Source organism: Psychrobacter sp. TB67 (assembly GCF_000511065.1).
GTDB lineage: Bacteria > Pseudomonadota > Gammaproteobacteria > Pseudomonadales > Moraxellaceae > Psychrobacter > Psychrobacter okhotskensis.
In genome coordinates this window covers 1-17,406 of the sequence record NZ_AYYA01000059.1, presented here as the reverse complement: position 1 = coordinate 17,406, position 17,406 = coordinate 1, and the positions used below count along the sequence as shown (strand labels likewise).

Here is a 17,406-nt window from a genome sequence, read left to right as displayed (position 1 = left end):
TATAGTCACCTGACCACAAAAATGTTATAAAATAAATCAACTAAACGATTACCACAATAAATAACCATGACTTACTCCCTAGATTTTCGCAAACAAGTCTTAAAAAGCTTAGATGAGGGCATGACCTTTGCTGAAGCTGCTGTTTTCTATGATATCAGTCCAACGACTATCCAGAAGTGGAAAAAGCGTCTTCATAGTAAAACCACTCGATATATTAAGCCCTACAAAATAGAGGATGAAGCCTTAGCTCAAGATGTCAAAGACCACCCTGACGATTATCACTATGAGCGAGCACAGCGTTTTGATTGTAGCCCAACAGGCATCAGTAAAGCCTTAAAGCGTATTGGTGTTAGCAAAAAAAAAGACACTTGAGCATCCCAAAGCCTGTCCTGTGAAAAGAGCGACTTATCTAGCCAAGCTTAACCACTACATTGCTCAAGGCTTTGCTATTGTCTATATGGACGAAAGTGGGTTTGAGAGTGAAACGATGCGTCCTTGTGGTTATGCACCCATTGGTAGCCCCTGCATTGGCAGTTACAATTGGCAAGCCAAAGATCGAACCAACGTCATTGGTGCACTATATGGCAAAACGCTGTTTGCACTCAATTGCTTAAAGACCAACATTAATAAAAAGATTTTCTATCACTGGTGCAAGTTCACGCTGATACCAAAGCTTAAGAGAAAATGTGTAATCGTTATGGATAATGCAGCCTTTCATAAGCGCGTTCAAAAGCTGCTTAACAGGCATGGTCACAGGCTATTATTCTTACCTCCTTATAGTCCTGACTTAAATCCCATCGAGAAAAAGTGGGCTCAAGTGAAGTTTTTACGCCAAGGTTGGATGGAAAATGACTTATCTAAATTGTTTTATGATATTCATCCAAAACATAACTCTTTTGTAGTGCAGTGACTATAGTAGTTCTCCTAGCCTAGAACAAATACTTAAAGTAACCGGAACTATAGGGGATAGTTACGCTATTTTTTGCACTACAACTATGAAGCTTACTCAAGATTCAGCTATATTTGAAGACTCAAGCATGACAAGTGTTAATGTCATAGTGAGTAGGCAGTTTAAAGGCAGGTAGTAGCGAAAAACGGAAGTGACTACAATAACTTAAAAATAACAAAAAAGGCCACTCCCTAAAGAGTAGCCTTTCATCAATAATCAACTAGTTTTCTATTAACTCACTTCTTTTAACCCTTGCTTAAGCATCGGCTTCAAGAACTCACCCGTATACGAGCCTTTCACTTCTGCCACTTCCTCAGGCGTACCTTCCGCGATAATCAGTCCTCCACCTTTACCACCTTCAGGGCCAAGATCAATCACCCAATCAGCGGTTTTGATGACGTCAAGATTATGCTCGATGACGACGATGGTATTGCCTTTATCGCGTAGAGTATGCAGGATATGCAGCAGCTTATCGATATCATGGAAATGCAAACCAGTGGTTGGCTCATCCAAGATGTAGAGCGTCTGTCCGGTATCACGCTTGGCAAGCTCACGCGCCAATTTAACACGTTGGGCTTCACCACCTGATAGCGTCGGTGCAGATTGACCTAAGCGGATATAGCCAAGACCGACATCCATCAACGCTTGCAGGCGACGATAAATCGCTGGAATGGCGGAGAAGAACTCAGTCGCATCCTCAACCGTCATATCAAGCACATCGGCGATGCTTTTGCCTTTATAGTGAATCTCTAACGTCTCGCGGTTATAGCGTTTGCCTTCACAGGTATCACACGGCACATACATATCAGGTAAGAAATGCATTTCGACTTTGATGAGACCATCACCTTGGCACATCTCACAGCGTCCGCCTTTGACGTTGAAGCTAAAGCGACCCGCTTTATAACCACGAGCGCGCGCTTCTTGGGTTTGCGCAAACATTTCACGAACTGGGGTAAACACGCCCGTATACGTCGCTGGGTTTGAGCGCGGCGTACGACCAATTGGGCTTTGATCGATATCGACCATTTTATCCAAATGCTCAAGTCCACTGATGCTGTCATGCTTGTCCGCAATCAGCGTTGAAGCGTTATTCAACTGCGTCGCGGCCAACGGCATAAGCGTACGGTTAATCAAAGTTGATTTACCAGAACCGGAGACACCCGTAATACAAGTCATGATACCTATAGGTAAGGTCAAATCAACATCGTGCAAGTTGTTGCCAGATGCGCCTTTTAGCTCAATCGTCATCGGTACTTGTTTGGGTTTCGCTTTACCTTTGACTTCCATATCTATCGTTTTGGCTTTATGACGAATAGTAGGAATCTCGATTCTTTTCTTACCAGACATATATTGTCCAGTCAGTGACTCTTTGTTTGCCATGATGTCATCAACCGTACCCTGAGCGATAACATGACCGCCATGTACGCCTGCACCGACACCGATATCGATGACGTGATCCGCTTGGCGAATGGCGTCTTCATCGTGCTCCACGACCAGTACGGTATTGCCCAAATCACGTAAGCGCGTGAGGGTTTTTAGCAAGCGATCATTATCGCGCTGATGCAGACCGATTGATGGTTCATCAAGGACATACATCACGCCCATCAGACCCGCGCCAATTTGACTGGCAAGACGAATACGTTGCGCTTCACCGCCTGATAAGGTTTCGGCAGAGCGGGCGAGTGATAGATAATCAAGACCGACACTGACAAGGAAGTTTAAGCGCTCGTTAATCTCTTTAAAGATTTTTTCCGCGACTTCGCCTTTATGACCGCCAATCTTTAGCGTTTTATAATAGTCAGCAGCATCACCGATAGACAGCTTAACGATTTGGGCGATGGTTTGATCATCAACGCGGACATTGCGTGATATCTCATTTAGTCGAGCACCATCACAGACGTTACAAGTGGTATCAGCTAAGTATTTCGCCAACTCGTCACGGACAAGATTGCTTTGGGTTTTAGCATAACGACGTTCTAAATAAGGTAACACACCTTCAAATGGTACGGTCTTGTTAGTTTTACGACCGCGCTCATCGGTAAAGTTAAAGGTCAGCTTCTCTTTACCAGAGCCTTGCATAATAAGGTCTTGCTGCGCTTTTGGTAAATCTTGCCACGGTGCATCCATGTCAATTTTGAAATGATTGCAGACGGTAGAGAGCAGGCCAAAGTAATAGGCGTGGCGCTTATCCCAACCGTTAATCGCCCCTTGATTGAGGGATTTTTCATGATGAGTAATCAGCTTCTCGGCTGAGAAATACTGACGTTTACCGAGACCATCACAGCTTGGGCAAGCGCCATACGGATTGTTAAAACTGAACATGCGCGGCTCAAGCTCAGACACGGCGCGATCACAAACAGGGCAAGAATGCTTGGCTGACATGACTTGGTTTTCATCGCCGCCTTCTTTTGGATTGCCATCCATAAAGTGTAGCGTCACCAAACCTTGGCCTAAACGTAGAGCCGTCTCTAAACTTTCGGCGACACGGTTACCCAAGTCATCACGGACTTTAAAGCGGTCAACGACGACTTCAATGGTATGCTTTTTCTTTTTATCGAGCGTTGGTAGCTCATCAGTGTCATACACATCACCATCGACGCGTACGCGCACAAAGCCTTGACCAATTAATTGCTCAAGCAAAACCGTATGCTCACCTTTACGCTCACGAATGACGGGTGCCAAAATCATAATCTTCGTTTCATCTGGCAATGCCATAACTTGGTCGACCATTTCAGTGACCGACTGCGCGACCATCGGTTCGCCATGTTCAGGACAAAAAGGCGTGCCGATGCGTGCATAAAGCAGACGCAAATAGTCATAAATCTCGGTAATCGTTCCGACCGTTGAGCGCGGGTTATGGTTGGTTGATTTTTGCTCGATAGCAATCGCTGGCGACAAGCCTTCGATGCTATCAACGTCTGGCTTTTCCATTTGCGAGAGGAACTGACGTGCATAAGCGGAAAGACTTTCAACATAACGGCGTTGCCCTTCGGCATAAAGCGTATCAAACGCCAATGAAGATTTACCAGAACCTGATAAACCGGTAATTACCACAAATTTATCGCGTGGAATGTCTAAATCGATATTTTTTAGATTGTGCGTACGTGCGCCGCGTATTGCGATATGGTCATGTGCCATCGGTGATAGGTTTCCTATTTACTAAAATGGTATTTGAAATGAGTATATATAACGTTAAGAAAGATTGGTTGTGTCACTGGCTAGATCATGGTTTTAAATGGGTTGATGCTGTTGTATGGTGCGCCTTTCTACAGAAATTTTGTTGTTTATTAGTCTTTGATTATTAGGCTCTGATTTTTATCAGTCAATGTTGGTTGTTATTGGAATTTATTATGAAAGAAACTTAGAAAATACTTTCAAACAGTTGTTAATCATGCCACTGCTGATTAACTGCTAAATAGATAGGTTGCAAGTAATAGGTTAGCCTGATAATAGTGAATCTATTGGCTAAATAACATGTCTTGATTGTCGTTGTTTTATATAAGTTGTTTTATATAAACAGTGGTCGTTATACAAAGATTTTGTCACGCGAGAATGTTGGCGACGTTTTACTTTATTGTCATGATAGGCGCATTATTCAAGGTACAGTGACCGATCAGATGCACTTGGTAACAAAATTGTCGAGTAAAATGAATGATGTGGCACTGTGTAGAGTAGCAAAGCGTAGAGCAGTAAAGCGAGGCAAACGGTAAAGAGGTCTAAGCAAAAAGTAGTAGAAGGCTAAAAGTCTCGGCAACCAAACGGTGAATGTTTTATACTGTGGGGCTTGAATTATAGGTTAGACGAATCAGTGAGTGTTTTTGTCAGTGACATTTGCCATAGAGCGAATAGATCTTGATATTTTTAAGACGCGCACTTGAACTGTGAGGATAGTGGCGCTATCCATTATGATAATGTATGGCGATCAGTCGTGATGTGATAAACCAGTGAGGCAAGTATGAATAGCGTAGAAAAACGGGCAATCCTCGGGGTCGGTGGCATTTTTGCCTTGCGCATGATTGGTCTGTTTATGATTGTGCCCGTCTTTTCTGTGTATGGTGATAATTATGCGCATGCGACGCCATTCTTGATCGGTTTGGCGGTCGGTATTTATGGGCTAGGGCAAGCTATCTTTCAGATACCGATGAGCCTTGCTGCGGATAAGTTTCCGCGTAAGCCAATTATCTTTTTGGGTCTGGTGCTATTTGCGCTCGGTGGTATCATTGCGGCAAATGCCACAGATATTTACGAAGTCATTATCGGGCGGGCGCTGGCAGGTAGTGGCGCGGTCTCTGCGGTATTGATGGCATTACTCGCTGATGTGACACGAGAAGAGATGCGTACCAAAGCGATGGCGACGATGGGCTTGACCATTGCGACCTCTATCATGTTGGCTTTTGCTTTCGGCCCTCTATTGGTCGGCTCGCTTGGTATTTCCGGGCTGTTTTGGCTCACGGCAGGCTTTGCGGTGCTAGCGATGCTGCTGCTTTTCTTTGTACCGACACCGCTACGGGTGCTTAAGCATAATCTTGATAATAAATCGATTGGGCAGCAATTAGCGACAGTGCTAAAGATTGGCGATTTAAACCGTTTGCATATCGGTATTTTTGCCCTGCATTTAACGATGACCGCCATCTTTGTTATCTTGCCGCATCAGCTCAATGACGTGATGGGTCTATCGGTACGCCAGCAGGGTTTGGTCTATTTGCCATTGCTATTTATTGGCTTTGCCGTTGCGATTCCATTCATTATCATCGCTGAAAAGAAACGCAAAATGCGTCAAGTATTCTTGGCGGCGATTGGCTTGATGACCGCAGCCCTCGCGATACTGGCATTAGGCAGTCAGGTCGGCATCGGTATCATTTTAGGATTGTTGCTTTATTTTATGGGCTTTAACTTGCTCGAGGCAACGATTCCGTCGTGGATATCGAAACGTGCGCCAGTGGCTAATAAAGCAACCGCGATGGGACTCAATTCTTCTAGCCAGTTCTTTGGCGCTTTCGTCGGTGGGGCGATGGGTGGTCTATTATTGAGCCAGCCTAATCTGTTAGCATGGGGTATCCTTGCAGCAGTGATGGCAGTGGCGTTGATACTTATTATTCCCATCGCTGATCCGCCGTATTTATCAAGTACCACGGTGACTATTCCCAAGAATATTAATATCCAAGATTGGTCACAGCAAATGTTGGCAGTAGATGGCGTGGATGAACTGGTCGTCATGGCAAAAGAGCAAGTGGCGTATTTAAAACTAGATAAAACCCAGCTCACAGATTTGTCGAGACAAGAGCTGTCACATTTGGCACAAAGCCCGCTCGATATTTAAAAGATCGCTTGTCGTTAGCCTCAAAACTTAATAGATCGCTGTTGTTTTGATACGCATTCTTTAAATACATATTGTTTAAATGAAAACGGCTTAAATCATCAGGGTGTTTGCCTAAAGTCGAATTCTGATCTCTTTTTAATAGGAATTAATATGAGCAAATTTAATACGCTATCTAGTCAGGTGGTCGGCATCAATGCGAAGACCGCCACGCCGTCAGCCATTGTTCATCGCTCGATGGCTAAGATTGCGATTGGTATGGGTCTAGCTGTCACGCTATTGACGACAGGCTGCGCCACTCAAAATATTCAGGCGTATCAAAACACCACACCAACGCTCGATATGCATGAGTTTTTCTCCGGTCAAATCGATGGCTGGGGCATGTTTCAGGGTCGTAATGGCGAGGTCAAAAAACGCTTTTATGTCGATATTGATGCCACTCACGAAGGCGAAAATGTTATTGTTTTGGATGAGAAGTTTTCATGGGCAGATGGCACAAAGTCGCAGCGCATATGGCGATTGACCAAGCAAGCTGATGGTAGCTGGAGAGGCACGGCAGGCGATGTCATCGGTGCAGCAAAAGGTGAGGTCGCGGGTAATACACTGCATTGGCAGTATCTGTTAGAGTTGCCCGTCGACGACAAAACTTATAAAGTGAATTTCGATGATTGGATGTATTTAGTCAATAAAGACGTCATGCTCAATCGCTCGGTCATGAAAAAATTTGGTGTGGAGCTGGGTAGTGTCACTCTTAGTATGCATCGCAACAACAATGATTCTAGATAGTTAAATAACGGTTCGCAAAGGGGGGGTATTGACCGAGAAGAATATTTTATTGCTATAAGTCAGCCAGATTTTAGCTTATAAATTATTCACGACAGGTGTTGTCGTATCTTGCCCACAGACTGCTAGATATTTTAAAAGAAAATAGTTAAAGTAAAACCATATTACTGATAGAATTAATTGTTTATATGAAAAACTCGATTAAAGCTCGTAATTAAATTATTCATAAGTAAAAGGACGGAACTATGCGCGGAGTTAATAAAGTTATCATCATTGGTAACCTTGGAGCAGACCCTGAGGCACGTCAATTTAGTAATGGCGGTAGCGTGACCAATATTTCGGTTGCGACATCAGAACAATGGACAGACAAGCAAAGTGGTGAAAAGAAAGAGGCCACCGAATGGCATCGTATTTCACTCTTTAATCGTTTAGGCGAAATCGCTGCGCAGTATCTACGTAAAGGCAGCAAAGTCTATATCGAAGGCAGCTTGCGTACGCGTAAATATCAAGATCCCAATGGTCAAGATCGTTATATTACTGAGATTCGTGCTGAGCAAATGCAAATGCTAGATGGTGCCACGGGTGGTCAAGACAATGGCGGCTTCAGTAATAATAACCAAGGTGGTCAAAATCAAGGCGGCTATGGCAACCAAGGCGGTCAGAATAATTTTGGTCAGCAAGCAAACAACCAGTCAGCACAGCAAGGTGGTTACAACCAAGCGGGCGCGGCAGCTTCGCAAGGCGGTAATCAGAATAGTTTTAATAACAACCAAAATACGCCTGCTCAGTCGAATCAGTTCAATAATCCAGCGCAAACACCTGCTCAATCAAAACCGACAGCAATGCCAGATGGCCCAGTTGATGATGATATCCCATTTTAGGATTTACCTAAGACTTATATGTAAAGAATATACTATTAACCCCCGTAATCACGGGGGTTAATAGTATATATATAAATAAAATAACGTAAAGAATATATTGAGTAAATAATGGATATAGTGTACCTTGTAAATATGTAAAGTATTAGGGTATTGCGATGAGAAAATCTTTCGGAACAACAGCTTTTTCAATGAATAGTGGAGAGCGTTATTGTTTGGTCGTCGATCAAATAACACAGCTCCCTGTCTATCATCCTAATCTATTTATCACAACTCAGATTCGTAATAAATCAGACTCGTTTTCAACTATGTTATCAGCTGCTAATAACTTAGTAATTTTTCTTGAGTTCCTAAAGGAAAGAAATATTGATCTTGAAGAGAGAGTTATAAGCCGAGAGTTTATTGGGATTAATGAATTAGACGATTTACGTGACTATACTCAAAAACGTCTTCCAAAGACCATTAATAGAAATTCGTCACGTATCGGGAAGGCTGAGAATGTAGTTAGCTCTATAACTCATTACATGCGTCTGACTACAGTTGCTCAATACATAAGTTGGTATTCTAGTCATTTAATAAAACAGCCAAACGCTGCTGAAGCTAGAAAAATTAAAAGCATGGAAACACAAATTAAAGCACGACGCCCAAGAAAAAGAGGTAGAAATCGAGACAAGGACAAGTCTCTTGATGATGAACAATTGGAAGTATTGTTTGAGGTGATAAGGCTAGAATCTCCTCTTAATCCATTTAGCCAAAAAGTACAACGCCGTAATCGTGTGATCATCTTAATTTTATACTATCTTGGAATTAGAGGTGGTGAACTTCTCAACCTAAGAATAGGTGACATCGATTTCTCCAGACATCAGTTGAAAGTAATTAGACGGGCTGATGAGAAAGAAGATCCGAGAATACAAGAACCAAATGCTAAAACGTTAGAACGTACCATACCTATTGGAGAGGTTCTCAGCAAAGAGCTGCACGAATACGTTACGAAAGACAGGCGTAAAGTTAGTAATGCTAGGAAAAACGATTTTCTGTTTGTTACTCACAAGGAAGGACCGACAGTTGGGCAGCCTATATCCAAGTCTAGTTATTACAAAATTTTTAATATCGTAAAGTTTGTATCGCCTCAGCTTCATATATTAACTGGTCATAAGCTACGTCATACATGGAATTATAAGTTTTCAGAAAAAATGGACTCAATGGATGAATCTGTAAGTGAGGAAAAACAAGAACAAATTCGTTCCTATATTATGGGATGGAAATCGGGTTCTGGTACAGCGATGCATTACAATAAAAGATTTATCCAACAGCAAGCTAAGAAGGCAGCTTTAGCGCTTCAGTCAAATAATGGTACTCGATTACCAGAACAAGGATTATCAAATGAATAACTTAGCTGTTAAAACTCCTAATATTACTGATGCAGAGCATTCTAAAAGCAATAAAAAAATATATGCGAAAACAAAAGGTTATTCTTTCAAAATCTATGAAAAAGAATGGGTGTTAGACAAAAATAGCACTATTAACTTAAATTATATTCATCAGAAACTGAATGATAGAGTTCTAGATGGTTGTATTAGCGCACTAGTCTTTTATGCTTCCAATTATTCAGCTAGCCACACTTATAATGTAGTTGCTAGATTCAATCATATGATTAAAAGCACAGGTTCTTCTGTAATTAATGACACTATGTTAATCAATTATAGAGCTTCCTTGGGTAAATCTCATGAGTGGTATTTAGGTACGGTTAGAGGGTTCTTAAGAAAATGGTATGAGCTTGGCTATTATGGTGTGGATGAAGATGTAATTCGATTGCTCGACAGTTGGACGATTAAAGGTAATAAGAAAGGGGATGCTGTTAAGCGTCAAGATCCTCAAGAAGGCCCTTTGAGTGACAATGAACTTCAAGCTTTTAATGAAGGTGCGGTTACTGCGTTTGAACAAAATCTAATTACACTCAACGAGTTTGCGATTTCACTTGTTACTAGCAATACGGGTCGTCGCCCAGTTCAAATTTCTCACTTAAGGGTTATAGATATTTTATGCGGAACAAATAAGAGAGGTGATCCCTTCTATATACTTAACATACCTAGAGCAAAACATAGTGAAGGATTTAGAACTCAATTTAATCCTCTTGCTGTAACACAAGAGTTATGGGCTATTCTTTCAGCTCAGTCAAAAAGTGCTATTTCGTTGGTTGAAGAGAGTCTTGGTATTGAGCTAAATGAAGATGATCGTCAGCAAGTTCCTCTGTTCCCTGACTATAAAAGGGTTGAAAAAGTGGGATCTCTTTTTGAGTTTAGGGCTTTATTAGTAAGTGATAAGTTGCACATTGCATCTAATAAAGTGACAGACACCTTACAACTTGTAGTAGCAGCAGCAGGTATTAACTCAGAAAGAACAGGTGGTGAGTTGCCTATTGACGCTTATAGGCTTAGATATACTACAGGCACTAGAGCTGCTCGTGAAGGGTTTGGTAAGTTAGTTATAGCAGAGCTGCTAGATCATAGGGATACTCAATCGGCTGGTATATATATTGAAAACATACCTGAGCATGTAAAGCGTTTAGATGAAGCAGTTGGTTTTCATCTTGCTCCTTATGCGCAAGCTTTTGCAGGTGTATTAGTTGATTCAGAAAGAGATGCTGAGCGTGGTAATGATCTTAGTAGTCGAATTCGTACTGAAGAAGGCTCTAATATAGGCACGTGTGGAGAGCATGGATTCTGCGGTGCAAACGTTCCTATACCTTGCTATACCTGTATTCATTTCCAGCCGTGGCTTGATGGTCCTCATAAAGAGGTATATCAGGACTTACTGGATGAACGAGAGCGAATCAAAGATATTACTGGTGATATAGAGGTAGCAGCAATACTGGATAGGAGCATCGTTGCTGTAGCTGATGTTATTATGCGCTGTGAAAAGCGTCATGCTGAACTTAATGAGCAGAGAGGTGTTGATCATGCCTAATGTTTTCCAGTTTAAGTCTAAAGTGGAGCTAACAACCGCAGCTAACTTAGAAGCTTTTATAATTGAATGTCGTGAAGACTTAACGGTATTTGGCGCTGATTTAGATTGGGATGCTTATGTTTGGCCAAAGGTAGCTGTATTTGCAAAGCTTGGTGTCACAACACGTAAGCCGAAGCAAGAAGAGTTAATGGATGAAAGTTTTGTGGAGTTCGCCAAGGCATATTTTCGTTATCAACAAGGTCATAAACCTACTGGTACTAAAAATGAGCTCAAAGCGCTTCGAGTGTTAGAGGCCGCTCTTATACAAGTAAATGAAGAAGCATTAATTACAGGGTTATCTATTACTTGTCTAGATGAGGCTGCTTCTTTGGCGAGAGAGTATTATAGTGAGGGAGCTGCTTATGCTTGTGGGAGAGAGATTGAGAGATTGGCTGAGTTTGTAACTGATAACCAGCTTATTAATGCGAATTTAAAATTGTGGCGTAATCCTATTTCCCGTCCAACAGATACTACCAGAACAGGTAAAGAAGCAAAAAAAAATAGAGAAAAAAAGTTACCTAACGAAATAGCTCTTAACGCATTAGCCGAAATATTCGCTAGTAATCCTGCGGAAGAGCGAGATGTTTTCACAACATCAATATTCGCAATGTTAATGTCTGCACCCTCTCGAATTGCTGAGGTAATGGCATTACCAGTAGATTGTGAAGTATTTGAAAAAGATAGTGAAGGTGTAGAGCGCTATGGATGGCGATTTTTTGCTGGGAAAGGATATGAAGGAGATATTAAGTGGATACCTACCGTCATGGTAGAAGTGGCCAAAATCGCCGTTGATAGAGCTAAAAATCTATCCTTGGAAGCTCGTAAGCTTGCTAAATGGATTGAGGATAATCCTAATAAGTTTTATCGACACGAGAACTGTCCGAACGTAGCCGACGATAAGCCACTTACCATGGAGCAAGCCTGTCAAGCGTTAGGGCTAGCTTATGATACTAAAGACATCTGTTACTCTAGTTTAAACGGTAGAGGCCTTGATCACCATGATGGAATGAATACCTTAGATAGTCTTTGGCAGCACGTAAAAGGTAGATTACCTGATAGTTTTCCATGGTTCGATGAAGATAAAGGTATTAAGTTCTCGAATGCACTATTTGCACTAAATGCCAATCAATTCCATGGTAATAGACCGCGTTTGCCTACTGAACTTAAAAAGCCTGATACGAACTTTTTTAACAATGATATTGGTACTCGTCCAGCTTTGGAAGGTAAACATAAAACTATATTTGATAGGTATGGTTATTTTGACAACGATGGTGAACGATTAAAAGTCACATCGCATCAAGCTCGCCACCTGCTCAATACTATTGCACAGCGGGGTGGTTTATCCAACCTTGAAATAGCTAAATGGTCTGGTAGAGCGGATGTAAAACAAAATCGCACCTATAACCACATGGCTGACTATGAAATGGTCGCTATGGCAGAGAGGATTGATCCCTCGAAAGCGCTTTTTGGCCCTTTAGGTAAAGTGGAAAATCATCTTCCAGTCACTGCTCAAGAGTTTAATACCCTTGAGCAAGCTGCTGCTCATGTCACAGAATATGGATTTTGTGTACACGACTTCACAATGAGTCCGTGTGAAAAATATAGAGATTGTATCAATTGTACCGAGCAAGTATGCATCAAAGGCGATGCAGCAAAACTAGTTCGTATGAAAGAACGTCTTGATAAAATAGAGAAGATACTAGTTAAAGCTGAACAAGCAGTTAAAGAAGGTGATATTGGTGCTGATAGGTGGTTAAATCACCATATAAAAACAGCCAATAGATTGCGTGATCTTATCTGTATTCTAGAGAACCCAGATATAGATGACGGTGCACAAGTTAAGCTTCGTGGTAATGACTTCAGCCAGTTACGTCGTGTTGCTGAAAAGAAGTCTATAAGTATGGTTGTTGAGAATGATGTTGAATTTAAAGAAGCATCAATTTTAGAGGATCTCACAGATATACTTGGAGGCGGTTTTGGCTAAAAATCTCAACAGACAAGAAATACAAGCTATCGTCAATCTAATTCGAGGTTGGGATGAGCCTAAAATTACGTGGGCAGCGATTTGCGAGGATGTAGAGCCGCTTGTAGGCAAGAAGCCTACAAGACAGTCTCTAAGCGCTCATGAGACCATTACGGCTGCTTACCAAGCTAAAAAAGACACACTTAAGGGGAAATCGCCTACTAAGCCTCGGCCCGCTAGTTTAAATGCAGCAGCTTCAAGGATTGCTAACTTAGAAGCAGAGCTTGCAGAACTCAAGGAGCAAAACCGTCGATATAAGCAAATGTTTGTATTGTGGCAGTACAATGCTTACAAACATGGAATGACAGAAAGTAAGCTCAATGCATCTATGCCAAAAATTGATCGTGAACGGTCTGACAATGAGAAGCGATGATGTTAATCATCCTGCTTCTTTATATTCGGTACAATATTATTCTCATTGCTTAACCATTCTATACCAGCTTCAGTTGTTGAATATGTTTGGTTAGGGTGGTTAGGAGTTTCAGCATACGTCTGACTTAGTAGTCCCTTACTTAGAAGTGAATTGATATATTTTGTACGTAAATAGTCTGAATTTCTATTAATTGATTTTGCTAATTCCTCTGTACTAAATTTCTGCTGATTGCATAGAAGAAGAAGTATACCTTGTATCTGCTTCATCGAAGCCTTCTTAGGAAGGTCATTTAGTTGGCTTAAAGTTTTTTGTGGTAGATCTTCTATTTTCTCTATATCTGAAAGGTCTAGTAAATACTGATCATTAGCTCCTGAGGTTTGATCACTAGCTCCTGAGGTTTGATCACTAGCTCCTGAGGTTTGATCATTAGCTCCTGAGGTTTGATCACTAGCTCCTGAGGTTTGATCACTAGCTCCTGAGGTTTGATCACTAGCTCCTGAGGTTTGATCGCTAGCTCCTGAGGTTTGATCGCTAGCTCCTGAGGTTTGATCGCTAGCTCCTGAGGTTTGATCGCTAGCTCCTAAGTTATTTTGTTTGATTTTATTATTTTTGATTCGGCCACTAGGGTTCAAGCCCAAGGCGTGCTCAGTTAGAGTGTAGGTGGTAGAGCTCCCACCACCTTGCTTCTGTAATAAATCTTTTTTGCAAAGCCTAGATAAAAGGCGACTTGCTGACAATGTTTCTAATTTAGTTATTTCTCTAAGAGTACTGTTATCAACTGCACCTGTTTCGTGAGCTAGCATAAGCGCCATAGCATCATCGTCTGACAAATCATGATTATCAAAAGCTTCAAGCCACTTTAATTGCTTATCGTCCATTAATTGATGTAAAAGAAAAGTAGCTTTAAAGTAGTTTCTAGTATGATCACTATCAAACTTAGGCTCACTTAGCCCAGCTTGTTTAAGTTTAGCTCTCATAGTGCGAATGCCACTTCCTTTAGTTTCTGCCAGCCTCAAATCATATAACACAGAGGCTATTAGCGGATTGCGTGTTAACGAGCTAGAGCTGTCTAATGCGTCTAAGGGTTTTAGAGAGTAACCAGCATTTTGTAACTCTAATCGATCTTTGTATCGGTTAATTTGGGAAGGTTGATTTTCAGAATAGTCACGATGCATAACCATGTTTACTAAAGCTTCTCGAACAACCCTTTGCGGTAATAAAGGCTCATCAGATCTTTGCAGCTCGTTTTCGTTTAAGCGAAAATGATTGGGCATATCATCCATAATCATTGCTTCAATTCGAGGTATCATTAAGATTAAGGGCTCACGAAAATCTTTTGTGTAAATAAATCGCTCATCACTATGTTCAACCCATTGTGTTCCTGCACTACGAATGTAGTCAACACGAGCCATAGGAAGATGACGACGAAGTGCTAATGAAGAGCCGAACAATAATAAGCCAGCAATATTCGGTTTGAATACTCCATTCTTTTCTTGAATCAAATTAAAAGAAAGAAGTAAGTCAGTATCACTATAATCTAGTTCAACTGCATCAGGCTGTACTTTAGCTCGTTGCTTTCGATAAAATGCAATCACATCGGGATCAATGTCCGACCAAGAAGCTTCTGGTAGAACTATATTTTCAAATGATTGACCAGTTTTAGAAGCAATAATGTCATAAAGATCTTCAATTTTAGCTTCATAATCACCATTGATGCCGCGCCGCCATATACCAGTTTTAGTAAAGTTTTTGCTTTTTTTGCCACTACTTATAAAACCACAAGGCTTAGAAGCTGCATCAAGTTCGAAAACTTTGATTACAATAACTTTTTTATTTTCTAAATCGAGAATGCCAGCGTCTATATGAATAGCTGTATTAAATTGATTGCGACAGTTATTTTGTAGGTCATTAAGAATTTTATCCACATCATCAACGCCGCTTACCCAGTGCTTCTCGTGATTTTCATTTGGTTCTGAAACACCTAATAGTAAATATCCACAACTAATGTTAGGCTCATTAGCAAACGAGCAGACAGTCTGCATTACTGAATCGCCAATACTGTTTGTGGCACGCTTGGCTTCAATATTTTGAATCTCAGATGAGTTGATTAGTTCGTGATAAACGCCTAACATTTCTTCTTTTAATAACATTGGATATCCATAAAATATAATGAGCTACTTTTTCTTAAAGAACGGACAAAAAATTATAAAATAACGTGCTGTATAGTAAAATGCTGTCGTTAAGGTATACAAAAAGACACTTTGCGAATAGGTAAATAGAGCTTATGCGCTAGTATAGCAAAAGGGAATGCCATACAGATAATATAACACTTGTGAATTAAGAGCATGTAGGCAGGTATCGACTAGAAGCGCAGACACTATCAAGCACAAGGGCAATACGGAAGCTTTCGATTGAAGCTAGAAATAAAAAGCGAATGCTTCAATAGTAAAAAAGACTTATATGATTTATTGCACAAAAGTATCAAAGTCTATCCAAGTAATAGATTTCGACATCTCCATAACTGTTTAATTTAGGAAAATCATGAAATTAGAAGACATCAAACGCTTAGAAGACCAACTTTGGGAAGCAGCAGATACCCTGAGAGCCAATACTGATCTTAAACCTAACGAATATGCTACGCCTGTCTTAGGTCTGATATTCTTGAAGTTCTCCGACAACAAATATGCGGCTTATGAAGAGGCGATCCAAGCTGAGTTTGAAGAGTTACAAGGCACTCGCCGTGCCAAAAATATTGAGGATATTGCTATAAAGCACGAGCCCATCCCGAATTCTGTGTAACTGCCATTTAGATTAAGTGCTTACTAATACGATCATCAAACATAATCATAAAGCGATTTAAAGCAGACGTCCAGTTACGGATGGGCATCGACCACTTTTTGGATGCCTGCTGGGTGGCTAAGTACACCACTTTGAATGCTGCCTGATCAGAGGGGAACACCTTACGCTTATTCACCGCCGTCCGAATCACGCTGTTTAGCGACTCAATAGCATTGGTGGTATATATGACTTTTCTGATGTCTTTAGGGTAATTAAAGAACACCGTTAAGCCCTCCCAGTTATTGCGCCAAGACTTAACCACATGCGGGTACTCAGTGCCCCATACCTCATCAAAGTGTTCAAGGTTAGCCTCTGCTATCTCAAGCGTATCAGCGCCGTAGATAGCCTTTAGATCAGCCGCTACTGCCTTTTTATTTGTCCAAGGTACAAACTTCATCGAATAGCGCACCATGTGTACGATACACAGCTGAACCTGAGCGTTGGGATAAACGGTATTGATGGCATCAGGGAAGCCCTTTAAACCATCGACACAGGCAATGAGGATATCTTGCACCCCGCGGTTTTGTAGTTCAGTGAGTACACCCAGCCAGAACTTAGCGCCCTCATTCTCTGATAGCCACATACCAAGCAGCTCTTTTTTACCATTAAGTCCCACACCTAGTGCCAGATAGATAGCCTTGTTGATAATCTGTTTATCTTGACGTATCTTCACGACAATACAGTCTAGATAGACGATAGGATAGACACTGCTTAACGGCCGGTTCTGCCAAGCGGTGATGTCCTCTAAGATGTTGTCAGTGACTCTTGAAACCAGGGTGCTTGAGATGTCGACATCGTAGAGCTCTTTGATACTCTCTACAATCTCAGTGGTGGTTTGACCCTTGGCGTAAAGGAATATGATCTTGTCATCAAGGCCGCTAATACGGGTTTGATGCTTACGTACTAAAGCAGGTTCAAAGTCGCCATCACGGTCTCTTGGGGTGGATATCTCAAGATCGCCTGTGTCACTGCGGACGGTCTTTTTAGTATGCCCATTGCGTTTATTTGGCTTATCTGCTTTCTCATGCTTAGGGTAGCCAAGATGGTCTTCCATCTCAGCTTCTAGGGCGGTATCAATAAACGATTGCATGAGCTGCTTTTGGAAGTCTTTGATGTCATCGAAGCTGTTCATACTACTAGCCATCTGCTCGGCCAGTTTCTTAATGTCAGTTTGCTTGGTCATTGCTTATTCTCCTGTTATGGGATTATAAGCAGTTACACAGTTTTTAGGAAACTCCC

The 17,406-nt window shown here is 41.4% G+C and carries 13 protein-coding genes; 10 read left to right on the top strand and 3 right to left on the bottom strand.

Annotated features, from left to right (window positions below; all coding sequences use genetic code 11):
• Nucleotides 1-66: 66 nt before the first annotated feature.
• A complete protein-coding gene (locus W293_RS0111810; protein ID WP_025651943.1) occupies nt 67-372 on the top strand; it encodes an IS630 transposase-related protein in 306 nt (101 codons plus the stop codon).
• Entirely contained in the window at nt 347-910 is a 564-nt protein-coding gene (locus W293_RS0111805) for a transposase (protein ID WP_198015433.1), read from the top strand. The genes W293_RS0111810 and W293_RS0111805 overlap by 26 nt, the downstream gene beginning before the upstream one ends.
• Before the next feature lie 270 nt (nt 911-1,180).
• Here the strand turns inward: W293_RS0111805 and uvrA are convergent, their stop codons facing one another.
• Nucleotides 1,181-4,087: an excinuclease ABC subunit UvrA gene (uvrA, locus tag W293_RS0111800; RefSeq protein WP_025652643.1), complete on the bottom strand. Its 2,907-nt coding sequence runs from the start codon at nt 4,085-4,087 to the stop codon at nt 1,181-1,183.
• An 817-nt stretch (nt 4,088-4,904) separates the two neighbouring features.
• Between uvrA and W293_RS0111795 the strand changes: the two genes are divergently transcribed.
• The 7 genes from W293_RS0111795 to W293_RS0111765 all read left to right on the top strand — a co-directional run bounded on the left by W293_RS0111795 (nt 4,905) and on the right by W293_RS0111765 (nt 13,329).
• Complete coding sequence (locus W293_RS0111795) at nt 4,905-6,269, top strand: MFS transporter (protein ID WP_025652642.1); 1,365 nt, start codon at nt 4,905-4,907, stop codon at nt 6,267-6,269.
• Between the two features lie 150 nt (nt 6,270-6,419).
• Nucleotides 6,420-7,052, top strand: coding sequence for a DUF3833 domain-containing protein (locus W293_RS0111790; protein ID WP_240990833.1), 633 nt, complete (start codon nt 6,420-6,422; stop codon nt 7,050-7,052).
• A gap of 242 nt (nt 7,053-7,294) precedes the next feature.
• Nucleotides 7,295-7,930, top strand: a complete 636-nt coding sequence (gene ssb / locus W293_RS0111785; protein WP_025652640.1) for a single-stranded DNA-binding protein — start codon at nt 7,295-7,297, stop codon at nt 7,928-7,930.
• A gap of 155 nt (nt 7,931-8,085) precedes the next feature.
• On the top strand, nt 8,086-9,318 hold the full coding sequence (locus W293_RS0111780; protein WP_025652639.1) for a tyrosine-type recombinase/integrase: 1,233 nt from the start codon (nt 8,086-8,088) through the stop codon (nt 9,316-9,318).
• Nucleotides 9,311-10,894, top strand: coding sequence for a site-specific integrase (locus W293_RS0111775; RefSeq protein ID WP_025652638.1), 1,584 nt, complete (start codon nt 9,311-9,313; stop codon nt 10,892-10,894). The genes W293_RS0111780 and W293_RS0111775 overlap by 8 nt, the downstream gene beginning before the upstream one ends.
• The gene (locus W293_RS0111770; RefSeq protein WP_025652637.1) at nt 10,887-12,917 is read left to right on the top strand and encodes an integrase; all 2,031 of its coding nucleotides are present in this window, start codon (nt 10,887-10,889) and stop codon (nt 12,915-12,917) included. Before W293_RS0111775 ends, W293_RS0111770 begins: the two co-directional genes overlap by 8 nt.
• Nucleotides 12,910-13,329, top strand: a complete 420-nt coding sequence (locus tag W293_RS0111765) for a hypothetical protein (RefSeq protein WP_025652636.1) — start codon at nt 12,910-12,912, stop codon at nt 13,327-13,329. Before W293_RS0111770 ends, W293_RS0111765 begins: the two co-directional genes overlap by 8 nt.
• Nucleotides 13,330-13,331: 2 nt before the next feature.
• Here W293_RS0111765 and W293_RS16385 read toward each other — a convergent pair whose 3' ends face one another.
• On the bottom strand, nt 13,332-15,479 hold the full coding sequence (locus tag W293_RS16385; protein ID WP_025652635.1) for an ATP-binding protein: 2,148 nt from the start codon (nt 15,477-15,479) through the stop codon (nt 13,332-13,334).
• Nucleotides 15,480-15,870: 391 nt separating this feature from the next.
• On the opposite strand from W293_RS16385, the gene W293_RS0111755 reads away from it, so the two are divergent.
• Nucleotides 15,871-16,128, top strand: coding sequence for a type I restriction-modification system subunit M N-terminal domain-containing protein (locus W293_RS0111755; protein WP_025652634.1), 258 nt, complete (start codon nt 15,871-15,873; stop codon nt 16,126-16,128).
• Nucleotides 16,129-16,135: 7 nt separating this feature from the next.
• On the opposite strand, the gene W293_RS0111750 is transcribed toward W293_RS0111755, so the two are convergent.
• On the bottom strand, nt 16,136-17,350 hold the full coding sequence (locus tag W293_RS0111750) for an IS256 family transposase (RefSeq protein ID WP_025652625.1): 1,215 nt from the start codon (nt 17,348-17,350) through the stop codon (nt 16,136-16,138).
• Between the last annotated feature and the right edge of the window lie 56 nt (nt 17,351-17,406).

Coding starts and splice junctions, on each gene's coding strand:
- W293_RS0111810 (WP_025651943.1), top strand. CDS start 67: ATGACTTACTCCCTAGATTTTCGCAAACAAGTCTTAAAAAGCTTAGAT.
- uvrA (WP_025652643.1), bottom strand. CDS start 4,087: ATGGCACATGACCATATCGCAATACGCGGCGCACGTACGCACAATCTA.
- W293_RS0111795 (WP_025652642.1), top strand. CDS start 4,905: ATGAATAGCGTAGAAAAACGGGCAATCCTCGGGGTCGGTGGCATTTTT.
- W293_RS0111790 (WP_240990833.1), top strand. CDS start 6,420: ATGAGCAAATTTAATACGCTATCTAGTCAGGTGGTCGGCATCAATGCG.
- ssb (WP_025652640.1), top strand. CDS start 7,295: ATGCGCGGAGTTAATAAAGTTATCATCATTGGTAACCTTGGAGCAGAC.
- W293_RS0111780 (WP_025652639.1), top strand. CDS start 8,086: ATGAGAAAATCTTTCGGAACAACAGCTTTTTCAATGAATAGTGGAGAG.
- W293_RS0111775 (WP_025652638.1), top strand. CDS start 9,311: ATGAATAACTTAGCTGTTAAAACTCCTAATATTACTGATGCAGAGCAT.
- W293_RS0111770 (WP_025652637.1), top strand. CDS start 10,887: ATGCCTAATGTTTTCCAGTTTAAGTCTAAAGTGGAGCTAACAACCGCA.
- W293_RS16385 (WP_025652635.1), bottom strand. CDS start 15,479: ATGTTATTAAAAGAAGAAATGTTAGGCGTTTATCACGAACTAATCAAC.
- W293_RS0111755 (WP_025652634.1), top strand. CDS start 15,871: ATGAAATTAGAAGACATCAAACGCTTAGAAGACCAACTTTGGGAAGCA.
- W293_RS0111750 (WP_025652625.1), bottom strand. CDS start 17,350: ATGACCAAGCAAACTGACATTAAGAAACTGGCCGAGCAGATGGCTAGT.